This window comes from Burkholderia sp. 22PA0099, assembly GCF_047497165.1.
Taxonomy (GTDB): domain Bacteria; phylum Pseudomonadota; class Gammaproteobacteria; order Burkholderiales; family Burkholderiaceae; genus Burkholderia.
Window position 1 is genome coordinate 1,936,664 of record NZ_CP163164.1, and the last position, 16,359, is coordinate 1,953,022.

A 16,359-nucleotide genomic window follows, 5' to 3' on the forward strand; every position below is an offset into this window, starting at 1 on the left:
CTGTAAATTTCTATCAAACTCCACCAAAGCCTTTGTAGGCTTGGAGTTTGGGCGGGCGGCGGGTAGCAAAATTCCTGCAATGCAGATCAAATTCCATCAAGTTCGGGATATGATTTACGCCAAATTTACGCCCGGGCGGAGTGATGGCTAGTTACAGGAAGCGAGGGAAGACGTGGCGTGCGGAGGTCGCGCGCGGTGGCATTCGTGAGTCAGGCTCATTCGACACCAAGGCGATGGCGGTGGCCTGGGCGACCAAGCTCGAGGCGGAGATTGATGCTGGCAAGAGACGATCGTACTCGAAAATCCCAAAAACACTTTCTGATGGGTTTGATGAGTACTTGGCTAAGGTATCCCCAGGCATGTCCAGGCACGCATGGAACGAAAGCCGGCTTGAAGCGTTTCGTTTGTCGATGGGCGCGTTCGTGGGCGATCAAATAAGATCCATCAAGCCCGAACAGATTGCCAGGTGGCGTGACGAACGCCTCAAGTCAGTGCAAGCCTCGACTGTGAACCGAGATTTGAATTTGCTATCGGCGGTATTTTCCGCAGCAAAGGACGAATGGAAATGGATTCACACGAATCCGCTACACGAGATGAGGCGCCCGAGAAACCCGCCGTCTCGGAGCAGGCGCGTTCCAGATTCGGATGCAGATGCCATGTGCCGCGTTCTCGGGTTGCAGGAGGCCGGGCCGGTCGAAACATTGCAACAATACACTGCGCTCGCTTTCCTTTTGGCGATAGAGACGGCCATGCGTCATGGCGAGATTTTTAGTCTAGATTGGGGAAATGTGCACCTGGAGGAAAGATACGTTCGGTTGCCCAAAACAAAGAATGGGGATATGAGAGATGTTCCGTTATCCACGCGCGCAGTACTGCTGCTTCGGCGCTTGCCGAGGATGGGTGGTGAATCTAGGTGCATCCCAGTGAATCCCCGGAGTGCCGAGGCAACATGGCGGAAGCATCGAAACGATCTGGCGAAGACAATGCCAAGCATCAAGACGTTGAATTTCCACGATTCTCGCCACGAGGCCACAACGCGTTTGGCGAAGCGCCTCCACGTCCTAGCATTGGCGAAAATGATCGGTCATCGCGACCTGAAATCGTTGATGATTTACTACGACGAGACGGCCGCCGAGCTGGCGGCACGTCTCGATTAGGCCGCTTTGCGGGGACGTCCCTTGCGGGGCGTGGGGAGGTGGCCGCGGTTCCGGCGTGCCCACTCTACGATGTCGCTCGCGAACCAGCGACGTTGGGCCTGGACCGTGTCGACGGGCCGCACGCCCGGCGGAAAATCAGGACGTGTGACGACCCGAAGCTCAACGGTCTGTTTTGACAGGCCGAACCACTTCGCGATTTGCTCGGTGCTCCACAAAGTTTCTTCGAGCTTTCTGGGTTGGGCGAGAGCGTCCACCAGGCGGCGCAGCTCGGCGATGAATTGTTCGGGTTCGTTCATGTTCATTTGCCGCACTCCGTGGTGATGCGCGGTTGACGCATTGCTCGAAGCTCGTCGCGGAGCTGCGACACGCCCACGGTGTCGGGGCGACCCTCGTACTCGCTCTCGCCGGTCAGGTTCTCCAGCACGCGGCAGATGTCGGGGAACTCGGCCAGCCAGCGGTCGTACTCGCGGATGCGGATCCGGTAGCGGTGCAGCGTCTCACGGTCGCGCTGGATGGCCCGGCGGCGCTCGCGCCATTTGTGGAAGAGATTCATCGATCACCCCCTTCGCTCTGAGCGCCCTGAGCAGCGGCGGCATCCTCGCGTTTCTGTTTCCGATCGGCCATGAACTCGTGAAAATCGCCGGCAGCGCACATGTGACAGATGAGGTCGTTGTATTCGGTGGCGACTGCCCGAAGGTGCGCCACCTGCTCGGTCAACTCGGCGATGCGCTTCTCGCTCGCCACCGCCTCTCTCGCATCGGCAGGGGCGACACCACGGTAGAGCGGCACGACGTGCTCGGGGCGCATGTCGGACACTTCCGATCGATCTAGGTAGACGCTGGACGGCTTCAGGTTCACGCAATCTAGCGTCATCCACGCGACCGGATCGCGCGCCTCGGCCGGTGCGGCGGCCTGCGATGCGCGAACTTGCCAAGCAAGCCACATTGCTGACTTCATGTTGCCGAAGCAGGGGCGACCCACCGACTCGTACCATGCGTCAAAATCCACTCGCTCCTTGTCGCGCTCGAACGCCGCCCGCTCGTCGGCCGTGGCCGGCGATACTACTGCGCGCAGATTCCGGAGCGCCCATTCGGCCTTACCGCCGGCGTCGAGGGTGTAGTCGGGCTTGTCGTCCGGAAGCCCGTCGAGCGCATCGAGCGCATCCGAAACCGCATCGAAATTCACGCTGTCGATGATGTGCTGGCGACCATCGGCGCCGACCACTTCCTCGCTGTCGTCCAGCGCACGGAATGTCGCGCACGTCAGCGCGATAAGCATATCGATCACGGCGCGTTCGCTTGGCGTGGCCGCCCCATCAGCGGCGACAGCCTGATCCCCGACGCGCACGTACTCAGCTTCCTGCACGTCGCCGATCGAGTCGGAGTGCCAGGTGTGTGAGTCGGCAGGGCCTTGGCCGCGTTGCAGCCAGATGCGCGAGGGTGCCCACGCGTGCGGGACATCGGCGGCGACAGCCTGAGCGGTGCCGAGGTTGCGCAGCGCCCATTCTGCTTTGCCGGCGGCGCTGAGCGTGTAGCCAGGCTTGTCGTCAGGCAACTCGTCGAGCACATCGAGCGCATTCGACACGGCGTCGAAATTGGCGCTGTCGATGACGTGCTGGCGGCCATCGTCTCCGGTCATTTCCTCGCTGTCGTCCAGCGCAATGGACGTGGCGCGCGCCAACGCGATCAGCATGTCGATCACGGCGCGCTCGCCCGGCATCGCAGCCATCGGCTCGGCGACCGGGGCGGCGGGAGCGGCGTCAAGCCCGAGGCGCTGGCGCATGTGGCGCAGGTTCGCTCGCTTCTCCGCTCGCTTGACCTCGTATCGATCGCGACCGAACAGGGCATACGGCCCATCCTCGGTATCGTAGATCTCCAGCAGCATCCAGCCGTCACCGGTCGGCGGTGTAGGCGTCCAGGCCGAACAGTCCGCGTCACCGCGTTCGAAATAGGTATCGTAGGCTTCGCTCGCCGGGTCCGACTCCATGCCCACGAATGCGGCTTCGATGCGGAACGCCGCAAGAAACTCGTCGGCACGCACGTCTTCGTCGCAACATGGCATGGCGGGGTGCGTGAGCCAGCCTTGGGCATCGCGCTTGATCTCGCGGGGTGCCAGCAAACTCTCGCGCAGGCCTTCGAGATTCGCGTGGCGTACTGCGGTGGTCTGTTGGTTACTCATTGTTGCCTCCGGTGGCTTTGGCAATTGCCTCGGCTTCGATGCCGAGAACCCAGCGAAGCGCGGATGCGCGCTCGCCAGTGCTGACGTTGATTTCGGCCTCGACCTGCTTGCGCGTCTTCATGCGTGCGGCGGCCTCTCCCATCACGGCGCGCTGGGTGCGCGCTCGCTCATGCGGCTTCTGTGTGTCCGCTGCCTTAACGAGTTCGCGCACCTTCTCGCGCTGCTGATCCGGCTTCATCTTGGCGAGCTTGTTCGCATGGGTGAGCGGCACCTTTCCGCTGTCGACGGCCTTCTGTACGTCGTTGCAGCACTCGAGCAGCGCGAGCGTGGAGCGCACTGTCGCGACCGAGCAATGAAAGACCATCGCAACGTGCCCTTCACTGCGGCCCAGCGAGAGCACCTGGCGCATCTTCTCGGCACGGCCGAGGGGTGTGTCGGCTTGACGTTGCTCGTTCTCGGCAACGATCGATTCGATCGCGTTCTCGCGCTTGCCTTGGAACACGACGGCGGGGATCTGGCGCAGCGGCTCGCCGCGTTTTGCGCGCCAGACATTTGCGAGGCGCGCGGCTTTAACTCGCTGTCGGCCGAGCGCGACTTCCGTCTCGCCCGTCTCGGGGTTTTTCGAAATGGAGATAGCCTGCTGGACGCCCTGATAGTCGATGCTATGCGCCATTACCTCGTCGACTGGCAGGTGAACGCGATCGTCGTAAAGCGGCGAGTTTTTGTCGGTCACCAGCACAAGCTTTTCCGGATCGAAATAGAGCAAATTCGTTTTGCCCTCGGCCCCGTAAGCTTCAACAGAATTCTTTGCCATAGTTATTTTTCTTCCGTGGCGGTTGCCGGCGCCGCCGGCACATTAATCGGCCGGACATTGCCGGTTTTCAGGTTGACGAACGCGCCGCACCAGGTGAGGCGCGCGTGTCGGAAAAATTCGAAGAGGATGGCTAGGCCCTGGGTGACGACGGCCTGATTGATAAATAGCTCTTGTCGCTCGAGCGCTTCGGCGAGGCTGCAACTCGGCGTGTCGTCCTCGGGTGCCCACTCGTCGACGAGTTCGGGCAGCATTGCGTAAGGCCAGGGCAGCGGCGATCCGTCTTTCTGATCCGCGGCTCGGTTGCCCTCGGCGTCGCGCGACGCGCCGAAAATGACCTGGCCGTCGCTGGCCCGGTTGCCGAGGTCCATCACGTAGCAATTCGACTTCCACAAGATCGGGGCAAGCTTCGCGCGTGCAGCTGCACTGTCGACGCACATAATCACCAGATCCGGGGCGCCGCGAACGAGCTCGTCGGCGCCGGCATGCACGGGCCGGGCAGTCCAGTTCGTGCCGAAAAATGCGTTGAGCCGATGCACCAGCACCACGCTTTTGTGCCGGCCGACGTCGGCCGGGCTGAACATTTGCCGGCCGACGTTTGCATTGCTGACGGTGTCAGAGTCGAGCGCCGTCACGTCTAGGCCCGGATGGCCTAGTGCGAGCAATGCGTGGTTGAGGCGTCCGAGGCCGGTCAACATTTGCGAACCGGTGCCGCCACAACCGACGACAATGGTTCGGACGCGGCGGTCACCGATAAATCGAGCCGGTGTGCGGTGCATTACAAAGTCCTCCACCATGGTTCACCGATGTCGCGGCCGATCTTCGCCGCGCACTCGGTCAGCGCTCGGCAGATCGCCCGCGTGCGCTCGTCGTGCGGGTTATGGCTGTCGGCCGACTCGCTGATATCGTCATGTGCGAATTGCCGAAATGCGCCGGTGCCGGCATACGCTGCTGCGAAGTCGCCGCTGTGAAGCATGTCGATCCGTGCGGCTGCGGCGAGTTCGAGTGCGTCGCTGGCTGACGTGAGGGAATCGAAATGACGCCACGCGTTGTCCGGATGGGCGCGCACGTGCGGCACGGTCAAGTCGCGGACGGTATAGCGCCGGGATTCCCAGCCGGCCGCTTTTGCGGCGAGTTCGAGAATGTCGAGCTGGTTCACGCCGTGGCCTCAGCGGGTTCGGTGGCCGGGAAAAACGCGGTTACCGGCACCTTGAGGTGAACGGCACGGCCGAGGGCGCACAGACGGAATACGACGGTCTTTTCAGTGCCGGCAGCGAGCCCGCCGATAACGCCCGAAATTTTGACTTCGCCGATATCGTCTGCGTCATCGGTCGGGCTGAAGAATGCCGGGTCGATGCCGTGGCTGTGCAGATCGACGACGAGACTCTCGTGCGCGGCGAGGGCCGGGCGGTCGATATCGAGCGAGTCGGGCGTGGCGCTTTTGATCGAGACAGGCTTGTATTCGAGTTGCCGATCACGGTCGTTCCAGATGATCCAGGCCGCGTGCTCGTTGGGCGATGCGCTGTTGGCTTCTTCGCCGAAGCGGCGGAACAGATGCTGAGCTGCGCCCAGGCGCCCGAACGCGAACTCCATCTTCGGTGCGATTTTCCCGTAGGGTGGTCGCGTGGCGCCCTCGATGGTGCTGATCTGCTGAATGAGGTGAAGCCAGGGACGCCGGATCTCGATGAATATGCCTTCGGCTGCGATCAGGAAGCGGTGGCCGATGTCCTGAAGCGGTGCGAATTCGGCATGGGCCGGAACGGTTGCGACCGGGGCGCTATCGAACAGGGCATTGTCGAGGGCGATCTTCTCGTCGTCGGCCGCTGCCGCGATCGGGCGCGCTTGGGCGGCGGCAACGGCAGCTGCGACGTCGAAGCCGAATTTGGTCAGGATGGCGCCAAGGTCTTTCAGAGCCGCGCCGGTCGACGCATCGAATTCCGACTGAATGGCGGCGAAGTTGGTGGACATGTCAGTTGCTCCGGTTGGTAATGCGTTGAATGACCGCGCCGACCGTCGTGTCGAGCGGAATGAGGCGATCGGTTGGGAAGGGTGCGCCGTCAAGCAAATCCATCCAGAGGCGGACGGCGCTACCGCCAGCGATGAGCCGCTTGGCATTTGCATGCGTGAAGCGGCTGCGGAAAAAGTCGTCGTTCTCGTATTTCTCGACGTCGACGGTGTTGGGGCGATCTGAGCAATCAACGTTGCCCGTGCAGATCCAGCCGTTGTCAGAAACGTTGAAGTGCGGCGCCTGGAATATCGCGGTGTCTGCATCGGGCCGGCAGCTATGCTCAAGGGCAAACGCGTAGCGCTTGTCACCGTACGCGACGAAGATGAGCGCCGGATGCTGGGCTTCGCCGTGGCGATTCCCGATTGGCTTATCGGCGGCAAACCAAGTGGAGCGAGGCAAGGCCGGTGCCCACCATGCGACCGTATTCGGCGCGGTGAAGATCACGCGCTCATGAACGAAGCCGAAATTACCCATGTGCTTTGATGCCGCGCGAGCGAAGCTGGCGAGTTGCTGTTTCGTTGCCGGCTGGCCCGCGAGCAGCGTCGGCACGCCGTCGATGACGCGTGCAGCGTGGCGTGTGACGTAGACTTTTTCGAGGCCATTCGATCCCGTCCGCCCGCGGTAGAGCAGAAGCGCGGAATCAAGCAGCAGCGTCGCTTCGTCGCCATTGTTGATGTCGACCGAACTCATACGCGCACCTCGACTCGTTGTGCAGGCGCGTCCTCTTCGGCATCAACGCTTAGGAACGAAATCAGTTCTTCGGTGGCGCGCGCGAGTGCGGCGGTGTTATGCATCCGCTCGAACCAGTTGCCTATCGCTTTGCCGGCAAAGGGAAGTGCGATAGCGGCCGATGCCTCAAGGTAATCGCCCTGCAACTCGTTATTCCAGAAATCATCCAGCACGCGGCCGGTGCCGTCTTCCTGCTCCCAGAGCAGGAACGTTGCATAGTCGATGCCGTGCTCGCCGGCATCCGAGCAATTCACGCGTGCAAACTTCCTGCCGCTGTTGACGATTGCATGGATCGCGTCGCATGCATGCACGACGGCATCAACGAAAATGATGTCGTTGGTTCTGGTGTGGGCGCACGCCACCTCATCGGCGGTAAGCACCCGTTGCGGGTAGCATGCCCACTCGGGTGCAGTGGGGAAAAACTCGCGACGGCGGGGGGTGTCGCATTGGGCAAAGAATTCGTCGATTGCTTCGTCCGTGCGCTCTTTAGGAATCTTTAGGTCGTACATGAGCGCAAGCTCGTCCATGGCGGCAAACTCGTCAGCCTCGCCATGCCAGTACATGTATTCGGCAAGCCCGAGCGTTTCCTGCGGCGTGAGGACCGACGGCAAGTAATGCGCGCACGTCTCGTACAAGACCGCCAGCACGGTTTGCCCGAGGCCAGGGACAGCGCGCTCCAGTCGTTGAATGCCAGCGCCGATGAATCGAACGGGGGCATTTCCTATGCCGTCTCTGCTGTGGATCAGGAACCATGCCGACTTTGCCGGGTTCCCTTCGTTGACTACGCGCAGATTCCAGTCGAACCAGCGAAGGCCGCTCGTGATCTCTTGCCACTCACGGTAGATAGTCCCCTCGGCGACTGTCCGCTCGTCGGTCGACCCGCCTAGCTGCTCGGCGTCCGCCTTGGTCACGACTCGGCCATTAACCAAGGCGAGCGCGAGGCCGCGTATGAAATGCCGGTCGGAGCCGGTGACATAGCGTGTCGGCACCTTCGGCGAAATTGTCGGGAGGACGAGAGGTAGAGGCGTCATGGCAATATCGGCATCAATTCCGAGGGCAGGCGAAGCATTTCGCCGTCGGTATCGCGGCTCGTCACGATGGCGTTGACCGCGCATGCGAGCGGCGAGTTGACGTGCGAGGCAACGGTCGTTTCGATGGTTTGGGGAGAAAGCGAATCTTCGCGGAGACGCTTTCTCAGTTCGCTCAGCGTCATGGCGTTACTTCGCGTAACGCGCGTGCAGCGCGTCAATAAACGCGACCTCTTCGTCGAGCAACGGGCAGACATGCGCGCTCGCGAAGCGATCCAGCTCGACAAGGTAGGTTCGAATGGCGCCGGGCGCGACGACCGCCAGCACGGCGCTGATCTTCTGCGGCGTGTCGAGTTCTTCAGTGGCGCCGCCGGTGCCCTTCGTGCCGACGGCGCGACGGAACGTGTACACGCTGCGATTGCCGTTGATGACTGGCCCTTCCACCTCGGCGTTGGTCAACTCCGGGTAGGTCTGCGAATAGAATTCGCGGATCTGGTTCGGCGTCATGTTCGGCGCCGGGTCGGCCAGCTTGGCCCCGTTGTACGAGAACTCGCGTTGCAGGTTTTCGATTTGCATGGCGTCCTCGCTCACCACACGTCGAGGCCGGCACCCTCGGCCGTAGCGGCCGCGACGCCATCGCTCGAGGGTTCTTCGCCATTGCTCGTCGTCTCGGGCTCTCCATCCCGTTCTTCGCGAACTTCGTCGTTCGGATTGGGCGGGGTGTCGTCCGTGATGGACAATTGGCGGGGGTCCGCTTGCGGCTCGGGCGCCCCTCCCGCCGGCGTGTCGTCAGCGGTCTTGTTTTTCGGCGGTCGCCCGCGGCGGGGTTTATCCGATGCTGCGGCGGCGGATGCCGGCGCCGGAAGTGCAGCGGGCGCCGCCTTGCCGGTCGAATTCGCGGCAGCGCACGCGAGCGCTTGGTCGAGTACCGACAGCGCGCCCGGTTGATATGCTGCGACAGCCGCTGCGAACTGCTCGTCGAGCTCGGCAGGCGTACCGACGAGCGACAGGGGCCAAAGCTTTTTCTCTGCCTTCGCCGACTGGACCGGCGTAACATGAACGCGGATGCGATCGTCACCTTCGGCGGAAATCAGGACGGAAATGTTGGCTGCGCGAGCGATGTCGTGCAGCGCCGTAAATAAGGACATGGCGCTATTTCTCCGGGGAGGGATGGTCAAGCGGCCGCGAGGCCGTCGTAATTGCGATCCCTGAAATCGGGATCGCCGGGGTAGCGGTCCGTGCCGTCGGCTCGATGCCAGCAGTACAGAGATCCGCGTCGATGGGGGAACCAGTAGCCAGAGCAGCCAACGCAGCGCATACGCGTCGTGTCGCGCCGATTCATCCAGCGATCGATGCGATATTTGCGACGGCCGCAGGTCCGGCATGCGGGCAGGCGGAGGTATTTATCGGGGTGGCGTTTCAGGCATCGGCGAGCGGCGCACTTCACGCAGCGAACATGGAAACGTGCCATCGATCAATCCTCGTCGCCCGCCTGCATGCGCTTTACGTCGACGCGCCGAGCGTCACGTGCTGCGCGCGCACGAGCCGACGATTCCAGCATGCGTACCGTCGCCTCGCGCTGAATCGCGGCATCGAAATCGCCGCGCATCCGTAGCAGTTGCCACTCAGCGCGAAGCAAATGACGAGGAAGGGGTTGGCTATGCATGGCGATTACAGTTCGCCGGGCCGGAACATTTCGCCCAGGCCAGCCGCCGTGGCGAGTGCATGTGCAATTTCCGGCTCGGCACGCCAAAGCTGCCCTACGATCGCCGCCAAGCGCAGACACGCGTCGTCGGAGAGCTCCTCCTGCGGGCGCTTGTCTCGCAAAAAAGACTCGTAAGCCGTTGCAGCCACGGCATCCAGAATCAATTCCCTTAGTTGAGCGGCGGTGCGAGTGGGCTTGTTCATTCTTCGCGACGAAAAATAAGGACACCAAATTAAAAAAGAAATTCCTGCATGAACTGCTGCGCGGCCTCGGTTACGAGCAGCGACTAACGACGCAGGGCTGCGTCGATGCCTTGTCCAGTTCGGCGTACTGGTTGTAGCCGTGGATCAACAGGTAGAAGAAAAACAGGCCCGCGATCGCGGACACGTTGCGAGCGATGTGGAAAACGCGTCCGGCCACGCGCATGCCGCGCTTTTGCGAAACAGTTTTGAAATTCCACGAGACGACGTCATCGCTCATCGGTTGGCGTGCCGGTGCATTCTTCTTCGCGGCCCGCGTAACGAGGACGTGGATCCGCCCGGCGAAATTCGCGATGCCGCGTGATTGATCGATGGTGTTGCGCGCTTCGATTTTCATGGCTTCGTCCCGGTTGGTAGGTGGGTGATACGGAACGAATCATAGAACTATAGGTTACCTTTTACAAGAACTAAAAGTGACCTTTTCGGCAATGTGTGTGAAAGGTGACGTAGGTCTGGCGAATGCAATCGGAGTTTGATACTGTGTTTATATACAGTAGTTAAGGAACTTGACGCGTGGGGGCGGCGATGCAAGGCGAAGGTGTGGCGCGGGGCGCAAACCGGTGTAGGAGTGGGGATACGGCGATAATTAGCCGATGTCCTCTGAATGAGGCGTACGTCGGCCTGATCGTAAAGATCACGGGGCCGCATGAAAGCCCCGAATTTGATTGGAACGTAGAGATACTAGGAGGGCCGGTTTCAGGGCGTGAGATCCGCACCGGCGAAAGGGGGGTGTTTCGGCACGCGGCCGTGTACGACTGGAACCTTACTCCGCTCCGAGGTCTGGAGCGTTTATGTCCAAACGGCGAGGCTCAGACTGGGGCCGTAGATTCTGGATTGTCTTTAGCATCAAAGACATAGATTGAAATACCTCGGCCGGCATGCCCGTCGTGTCGGCGACATTGATTGCATTCACGAGCTGAGCCGCATCCTCACTTGCCGGGCTAGGGCCGGGTACGACTGACGTGGCTTTGACCACTTCCGAGCTGGGTGCAAGCGACACGGGGTGGCGGCCTGTCGCCAGCCATTCGAAGCTGACGCCATATCGCTTGGACATTTCGACCAAGCGTGTAGTCTCGGGCACACCTTCGCCTTCGAGCCATTTCCGTACGCCCTTCTGACTCAGCCCCCAATCTTTGGCGAGCTGATTTTGGCGTCCACTCCCCTTGGGCGGATAGCCCGCATCGTCCAGCACCAAATTCAGCCGGTCCGAAAAAGCCTGTCGTTCGTCGATGGTAACCATGGGTTCTATTGTCGTTGTCTGGGCCGGAACAATCAGTTCTTGCTGTAGGTAACTATTGGTTCTAGAATCGCGGCATGAACCTAATCGAATCTGCCGTCGCCGACGCTGGCGGCATCACCGCCTTCACGAAGGCATTAAACGCGCGCATCCCTCGGCCTGTGACGTACCAGGCCGTACGAAAGTGGGTTGCAAAAGGTCGGCTGCCGCGTACTGATTGGACTGGCGAAACGAACTATGCCGGCGCAATAGAGGCTATGACGCGAGGAAAGGTCGCGCGCGCCGCGTTGCTCGAACTGCCTGCCGCCGCGGATGTTCATCAGGGCGCCGTGATTTCTTCGTCGTAGAGCGGTAGCAGGCCAGCTTTCTTCGCCTGCTTTTCGACGTCGAATTCATCCAGGTCCATCGGATTGCGGCATTCCGGGCACCAAACGGGCGGATCCAGTCGCCCGCTCAGTGCTCGCTCGATAGATTCCTTGCGGATAAATCCGCAAAAGCCGCAGCGAAAATCGTAGGGGTGGCTCGTTTCCATTTGTTTGCGTTCCGAGTGGTGTCGTGACGCAATCCTATGTGAACCCAGCCAACGTTAACAGCATGAAAAACTCTGAAATTCAAGGGTAGAAAATGGCTCACCAATATAGCGACAGTGAGTGGACTGATGTTTTGTATCAGTCGGTCCGCAAGACGCCGGGAAAAGTCGGAGACGCCGCTCGCTACTTGAGCGAGCGGCGGGGTGTGCGGATTACGGGGGAGTCGCTGCGGCTCAAATTGCGTGAGGTCGAGGGCGCGCGCATTACGGCCGAGATGTTCGAGATGTTGATCGAGTGGATGCAAGAAAAAAACCAGCCGCACGCGCTCGATGCGTTGCACGCGCTGAATGCGCGATTCGGTCTCGTGGCCGGCGCACCGATCGCCGGGAAAAATACGGCGGATATTTCCGCGCTTGTATCTGCCGCATTGGTGGTGTGCACGTATGCGGGCCGCTTTGCCGAGGAAATTCAACGGGCGGTAGAGGATGGAATTATCGAGCAGCACGAGGTCGATGCGATCGAGCGTGCTGCTCGCGAGAGCCAACGGCAAATCGAGGATGCCGTGCATACCGCTCGCGCTCTCGTCGTCAAATCGCGCTAACGCGTCCTGATCTGGAGTTGCAATGGGCGCCAGCAAAAACGCTGAAGCGCGCGGGGTAATTGCGTCCGTTGAATCTGAGCAGGCCGTGCTTGGCGCGCTCATGCTCGACAACGGCGCATACGACGTGATCGCTGCGGAATTGACCGCAGAGGATTTCACTGTCGGCGATCATCGTGCGATTTTCTCGGCAATAACTCAACTGATCATCAGCCAGCGGCCGGCTGATGTTGTTACCGTCTTCGAGCGACTGAAGTCGATAAATTCGACTATCTCCGAACCGCTCAGTTACCTCAATGACTTAGTCGGCTCGACGCCGAGTGCAGCGAACCTCAAGCGTTACGCCGGCATTGTGCGCGCGCGTGCTCAGCTGCGCGGTGCAGTGCGGGCTGCTCGTGGTGTGATCGACCAATGCCACAACACCAACGGAAAAGAGGCGTCGGAAATTATTGATATGGCGCAGGCGGCGTTTCTGCGCCTCTCCGATGCGGGTTCGCGATCGACGGTTGGTTTCCAGCCGATGCAGCCATCCCTAACGCGCGTCGTCGAGCGGATCGACGAGCTGTTTCATCGTCCGGTCCGAGGGGGTATCACCGGTACGTCGACCGGATTCGTTGATCTCGACGATCGGCTCGACGGTATGCATGGTGGCGAGCTGATCGTTGTCGGTGGGCGGCCGTCGATGGGCAAGACCTCGTTTGCCATGAATATCGCCGAGGCCGTGGCGATTGATCTTGGGCTACCTGTTGGCGTGCTGTCTCTAGAAATGCCGGCCGATCAGCTGACGCTTCGTATGCTCGCCTCGGCATCTCGGATCTCGCAAAACCGCCTCCGTACTGGTCGACTCGATGACGACGATTGGCCGCGCCTAACGCGTGGCGTCGAGCTTATGGCGGATGCCCCGATCGAGATCCTCGACAGCTCCGCAATCACTCCGTCGAAATTCAAGGCCGAGCTGCGCCGCCTGCACCGTGAGCGCGGCCAGCTTGGCGTTGTCGTTGTCGATTACCTGCAACTCATGTCAGGCGACGGGAATAACGAAATGCGTGCCGGTGAAGTGGCTGAAATTTCGCGCGCGCTCAAACAAATCGCCAAAGAACTGAACGTGCCGATCATCGCGCTCTCGCAGCTCAATCGCGGCCTGGAGCAGCGGCCGAACAAGCGGCCGGTCATGTCGGATTTGCGGGAATCTGGCGCGATCGAGCAGGACGCCGACGTGATCCTCTTCATCTATCGGGACGAGGTTTACAACCCCGACAGCGCAGACCGCGGCACGGCAGAAATCATTATCGCGAAGCAGCGAAACGGCCCGATCGGGACCGTGCGGCTCGCGTTCCAAAACGCAATCACCCGGTTCGAGAATTTCGCCGGATCGGGCTCGGAATAACCAATGGCAACCGTATCTCCGTTCTACACCTGGCGCCGCGCAATGATGTGCAGCGGCCTGCCCCCGACGACGAAGCTCGTTCTTTTCGTCGTTGCCGAATACACGAACGGCATGGATGAAACGTGTTGGCCTGCGCTCGAAACGATCGCAGAGAAGGCAACGCTGTCGATCCGTGCCGTCACGAAACACCTGAAGCTCGCATCCGAGCTTGGTTGGCTGACGCGATGGAAGTCTCGCAGGCCTGATCGGAAATGGGCGCATGCGCACTACCGGCTGTCGATACCCGAGGCGGCTGCGCTGCATCAGCGTGACCTTATCGACCTAGACCTTGCTGCCAGCGACGCCCATGCGGACATCCAATCCTCGGAACCTGGTGCCGAATCTGCTCAAGAAATAGTCACTTTGGAACCAGGTGCCAGTAACTCCGGGGGCATTTCGGCACCAGGTGCCAGTAACTCGGGCGAAGGCCCGGAACCTGATGCCAGCAACTGGGCCGAAGCGCTCGAAAACGTTGAATCGGTAAAAAGTTACTGGCACCACGTTCCAACTAACTACCCAGTAAACGGAAGTACGAATAAACCAACTCTCTCTCAAGCGACTGTGGTTAGGACAGGCAGCGGCGATCAGAGAGGGAAATCTGAAAATTCGGGGCGAGCGTTCGCGGTCTGGATGTTCGAGCAGTTGCTCGCCCGAGATCCGCATTTTCAGCGGCCCGATATCGACGCCTGGGCGTGTGATGCCGATGCGATGGTCGCGGTCGATCGTCGGACGCCCGGGCAAATGGCGACACTGGTCGGCTATGCGCTGCGCGATAAATTCTGGCCTCGCGTCATCACTTCGCCGGCAAGGCTGCGGAAGAACTGGGACGAGCTGCGCCGTCGACGCAATGCGGATATCGAGGCGAGCGCAAAGCCGCCCCGCGCTGCCGGTGCGTCGGCGCCCGCTGCGGACGATCGCCAGTGCGCGCATGTCGACGAGAACGGCTGCCGTTGCACGAATCTCGCTGGAACCATCATCGGTGCCGGCTCCATGCGGCGCGGCTACTGCCGTGCGCACGTTGGGAAATATTCGGATTAACCGGGGAAAATCATGTCGATCGAAATTCGTTTGGAAAATTGGGCGCGTGTGCAGTCGAGCGTTTGCAACAGCGATACCGGTGGCAGTGGCCTGGTGTCGAGCATCTACTTTCCCACGGTGCGCGGGCAGTCGGTCAACTCGTCGTTGGATCTGGCTGATGCTGGCCGCGTCGAGGTCGAGATGCGCAGGCTCATGCCGCAGGACCGACAGATCCTCGTGATGCATTACATCTGGCGTAAGCCGGTGTTCGTCATCTGCCGTAGGCTTGGCCTGAAGGTTCGGCCGTCGACGGTGTTCGATCTGGCGATGGCCCATGCGAAGCGGGCGCTGGCTGATCGGCTTGCTGCGCATCAGCGTGAGTTCGTGTCGATGCAGAGCGTGATCGAGGCCATGGCGAAACAGACGCTTGCAGATTCGAAATAGGTCGATTACACTCGCTCCACAATTTGATCCGGTGATTCTTACCGAGTGCGCGCGACATTGGTCGGGTCGCGCCACGCCTGGAGAATCTGAAGCCTCGATAGCGAAAGCGTCGAGGCTTTTTGCATTGGGGCTCGTGATGCCGAAGAAACCGCCTACGCCGTGTCGGCACCACGGCTGCAATCAACTGCTCGATGAGCCCGGCTACTGCGACGCGCACCAGCGTGAGTCGGTCGGTTGGCTCGATGACCGGCAGCGTGGCAACCGTCATCAGCGAGGCTACGGCACACGATGGGACAAGCTGCGCAAGACGATCCTTGCTCGCGACTTCGGCATGTGCCAGCCGTGCAAGCGGGCTGGCCGGCTCCGTCCGGCGAGTATGGTCGATCACATCGTGAACAAGGCGCAGGGCGGAACCGACAATCCATCGAACCTTGAGGCGATCTGCCGTCCGTGCCACAAGCTCAAGACCGGCGGCGAATCGCACGCGGCCAGGCGCAAGCCGGGCGATGCGTGATCGGCGAGGGTTTTGACCAAGGGGGGGTGTCATTTCCTTGGGGCCTTTTGGCCGGGACCGCCCGTTCAAGGCCAAATTTTCGGGGAGCAGTTTTCAGAGAGGGGGGGGTTAAAGAGATCGCCCCAGTGAGACGCTGAAAGACGTTAGGACTGCTTTCAAGTCAAATTTTCAACGGGAGGCGGCGTATGGAGCCGAACGATACGACTGCGCCGCCGTCCGGTGGCGATATGCCGCCAGGCGGCTCCGCGCGTGCTGGAAAGCGAATCGAATCGCCGTCGACGCCGCCGGGTGTCCACTTCGAGTCGTCGCATCGCAAGGTGTGGGATTACCTCTGCCTGGCGCTGCGTGAAGAAGGCGTGCCGCACAAGACTGCGGGCGTCGTGCTCGCGATCGTGTGCGTTGATTTCGTCCGCTGGGTGAAGGTGGAATTGCAGCTCCGTGATTTCGAGCGGATCAACAATGGCTCGTTCATGACGGTGACGCCGAACGGGCATTCTCAGCCGCATCAGTTGTACTACGCGGCCAAGGCGCTAAAGGACGGGTTGCTGAAATGTCTGCCGGAAGCGTGTCTGACGTTGCCGTCGATGCTGATCGCGAAGTCGAAGATGGAGCCGGACGATCCGCAGGACGATTTGTTCGATCAGATTCTGGATCACGCGCAGTCGCACCCGAGCGTCTCGCATGCCTGACGCCGGCCAAGCCGGAGCGCTGGGATAT

General features: G+C 61.0%; 24 protein-coding genes. 8 read left to right on the forward strand and 16 right to left on the reverse strand.

All coding sequences use genetic code 11. The features are described from left to right. The first annotated feature begins 143 nt into the window (after window positions 1–143). Window positions 144–1,157 carry a tyrosine-type recombinase/integrase gene (locus tag AB4851_RS08575; RefSeq protein ID WP_414446825.1) on the forward strand — a complete coding sequence of 338 codons (1,014 nt, stop codon included), beginning with the start codon at window positions 144–146 and terminating at the stop codon, window positions 1,155–1,157. On the opposite strand, the gene AB4851_RS08580 is transcribed toward AB4851_RS08575, so the two are convergent. From AB4851_RS08580 to AB4851_RS08650, 15 genes are all read right to left on the reverse strand, one after another. After that, the gene (locus AB4851_RS08580; RefSeq protein WP_414446826.1) at window positions 1,154–1,459 is read right to left on the reverse strand and encodes a hypothetical protein; all 306 of its coding nucleotides are present in this window, start codon (window positions 1,457–1,459) and stop codon (window positions 1,154–1,156) included. The two genes, AB4851_RS08575 and AB4851_RS08580, sit on opposite strands and share 4 nt — an antisense overlap. After that, the gene (locus AB4851_RS08585) at window positions 1,456–1,710 is read right to left on the reverse strand and encodes a hypothetical protein (protein ID WP_414446827.1); all 255 of its coding nucleotides are present in this window, start codon (window positions 1,708–1,710) and stop codon (window positions 1,456–1,458) included. Before AB4851_RS08585 ends, AB4851_RS08580 begins: the two co-directional genes overlap by 4 nt. Next, window positions 1,707–3,335 (reverse strand): hypothetical protein, encoded by a 1,629-nt coding sequence (locus AB4851_RS08590; protein WP_414446828.1) that lies wholly within the window; start codon window positions 3,333–3,335, stop codon window positions 1,707–1,709. The genes AB4851_RS08585 and AB4851_RS08590 overlap by 4 nt, the downstream gene beginning before the upstream one ends. Next, window positions 3,328–4,149 (reverse strand): ParB/RepB/Spo0J family partition protein, encoded by an 822-nt coding sequence (locus tag AB4851_RS08595; protein WP_414446829.1) that lies wholly within the window; start codon window positions 4,147–4,149, stop codon window positions 3,328–3,330. The genes AB4851_RS08590 and AB4851_RS08595 overlap by 8 nt, the downstream gene beginning before the upstream one ends. 2 nt (window positions 4,150–4,151) lie before the next feature. After that, a complete protein-coding gene (locus tag AB4851_RS08600; RefSeq protein WP_414446830.1) occupies window positions 4,152–4,925 on the reverse strand; it encodes a PRTRC system ThiF family protein in 774 nt (257 codons plus the stop codon). Then, entirely contained in the window at window positions 4,925–5,305 is a 381-nt protein-coding gene (locus tag AB4851_RS08605; protein ID WP_414446831.1) for a hypothetical protein, read from the reverse strand. The genes AB4851_RS08600 and AB4851_RS08605 overlap by 1 nt, the downstream gene beginning before the upstream one ends. Further along, the gene (locus tag AB4851_RS08610) at window positions 5,302–6,114 is read right to left on the reverse strand and encodes a PRTRC system protein A (RefSeq protein ID WP_414446832.1); all 813 of its coding nucleotides are present in this window, start codon (window positions 6,112–6,114) and stop codon (window positions 5,302–5,304) included. The genes AB4851_RS08605 and AB4851_RS08610 overlap by 4 nt, the downstream gene beginning before the upstream one ends. A gap of 1 nt (window position 6,115) precedes the next feature. Then, a complete protein-coding gene (locus AB4851_RS08615; protein ID WP_414446833.1) occupies window positions 6,116–6,844 on the reverse strand; it encodes a PRTRC system protein B in 729 nt (242 codons plus the stop codon). Beyond that, the gene (locus AB4851_RS08620; protein WP_414446834.1) at window positions 6,841–7,914 is read right to left on the reverse strand and encodes a PRTRC system protein F; all 1,074 of its coding nucleotides are present in this window, start codon (window positions 7,912–7,914) and stop codon (window positions 6,841–6,843) included. Before AB4851_RS08620 ends, AB4851_RS08615 begins: the two co-directional genes overlap by 4 nt. After that, window positions 7,911–8,096 carry a hypothetical protein gene (locus AB4851_RS08625; protein WP_186159308.1) on the reverse strand — a complete coding sequence of 62 codons (186 nt, stop codon included), beginning with the start codon at window positions 8,094–8,096 and terminating at the stop codon, window positions 7,911–7,913. Before AB4851_RS08625 ends, AB4851_RS08620 begins: the two co-directional genes overlap by 4 nt. A 4-nt stretch (window positions 8,097–8,100) precedes the next feature. After that, window positions 8,101–8,487, reverse strand: a complete 387-nt coding sequence (locus tag AB4851_RS08630; protein WP_080757241.1) for a PRTRC system protein C — start codon at window positions 8,485–8,487, stop codon at window positions 8,101–8,103. An 11-nt stretch (window positions 8,488–8,498) separates the two neighbouring features. Then, entirely contained in the window at window positions 8,499–9,059 is a 561-nt protein-coding gene (locus AB4851_RS08635) for a PRTRC system protein E (RefSeq protein WP_414446835.1), read from the reverse strand. Window positions 9,060–9,582: 523 nt separating this feature from the next. Further along, window positions 9,583–9,819, reverse strand: coding sequence for a hypothetical protein (locus AB4851_RS08640; RefSeq protein WP_414446836.1), 237 nt, complete (start codon window positions 9,817–9,819; stop codon window positions 9,583–9,585). 70 nt (window positions 9,820–9,889) lie between these two features. Beyond that, window positions 9,890–10,213 (reverse strand): hypothetical protein, encoded by a 324-nt coding sequence (locus AB4851_RS08645; protein WP_414446837.1) that lies wholly within the window; start codon window positions 10,211–10,213, stop codon window positions 9,890–9,892. Between the two features lie 426 nt (window positions 10,214–10,639). Further along, window positions 10,640–11,116, reverse strand: a complete 477-nt coding sequence (locus AB4851_RS08650) for a helix-turn-helix domain-containing protein (RefSeq protein ID WP_414446838.1) — start codon at window positions 11,114–11,116, stop codon at window positions 10,640–10,642. Between the two features lie 74 nt (window positions 11,117–11,190). Between AB4851_RS08650 and AB4851_RS08655 the strand changes: the two genes are divergently transcribed. After that, window positions 11,191–11,460, forward strand: a complete 270-nt coding sequence (locus AB4851_RS08655) for a hypothetical protein (RefSeq protein WP_414446839.1) — start codon at window positions 11,191–11,193, stop codon at window positions 11,458–11,460. Here the strand turns inward: AB4851_RS08655 and AB4851_RS08660 are convergent. Then, the gene (locus AB4851_RS08660) at window positions 11,433–11,645 is read right to left on the reverse strand and encodes a hypothetical protein (protein WP_414446840.1); all 213 of its coding nucleotides are present in this window, start codon (window positions 11,643–11,645) and stop codon (window positions 11,433–11,435) included. The two genes, AB4851_RS08655 and AB4851_RS08660, sit on opposite strands and share 28 nt — an antisense overlap. A 92-nt stretch (window positions 11,646–11,737) precedes the next feature. Between AB4851_RS08660 and AB4851_RS08665 the strand changes: the two genes are divergently transcribed. The 6 genes from AB4851_RS08665 (at window position 11,738) to AB4851_RS08690 (ending at window position 16,331) form a co-directional block, all read left to right on the forward strand. Further along, window positions 11,738–12,244: a phage regulatory CII family protein gene (locus AB4851_RS08665; protein WP_414446841.1), complete on the forward strand. Its 507-nt coding sequence runs from the start codon at window positions 11,738–11,740 to the stop codon at window positions 12,242–12,244. A 22-nt stretch (window positions 12,245–12,266) separates the two neighbouring features. Beyond that, window positions 12,267–13,628 carry a replicative DNA helicase gene (gene dnaB / locus AB4851_RS08670; protein WP_414446842.1) on the forward strand — a complete coding sequence of 454 codons (1,362 nt, stop codon included), beginning with the start codon at window positions 12,267–12,269 and terminating at the stop codon, window positions 13,626–13,628. 3 nt (window positions 13,629–13,631) lie between these two features. Further along, window positions 13,632–14,705, forward strand: a complete 1,074-nt coding sequence (locus AB4851_RS08675; RefSeq protein ID WP_414446843.1) for a helix-turn-helix domain-containing protein — start codon at window positions 13,632–13,634, stop codon at window positions 14,703–14,705. 12 nt (window positions 14,706–14,717) lie between these two features. Beyond that, window positions 14,718–15,128 carry a hypothetical protein gene (locus AB4851_RS08680; protein ID WP_414446844.1) on the forward strand — a complete coding sequence of 137 codons (411 nt, stop codon included), beginning with the start codon at window positions 14,718–14,720 and terminating at the stop codon, window positions 15,126–15,128. 136 nt (window positions 15,129–15,264) lie between these two features. Continuing rightward, on the forward strand, window positions 15,265–15,642 hold the full coding sequence (locus AB4851_RS08685; protein WP_414446845.1) for an HNH endonuclease: 378 nt from the start codon (window positions 15,265–15,267) through the stop codon (window positions 15,640–15,642). Between the two features lie 185 nt (window positions 15,643–15,827). Further along, window positions 15,828–16,331: a hypothetical protein gene (locus AB4851_RS08690; protein WP_414446846.1), complete on the forward strand. Its 504-nt coding sequence runs from the start codon at window positions 15,828–15,830 to the stop codon at window positions 16,329–16,331. Window positions 16,332–16,359 lie beyond the last annotated feature (28 nt).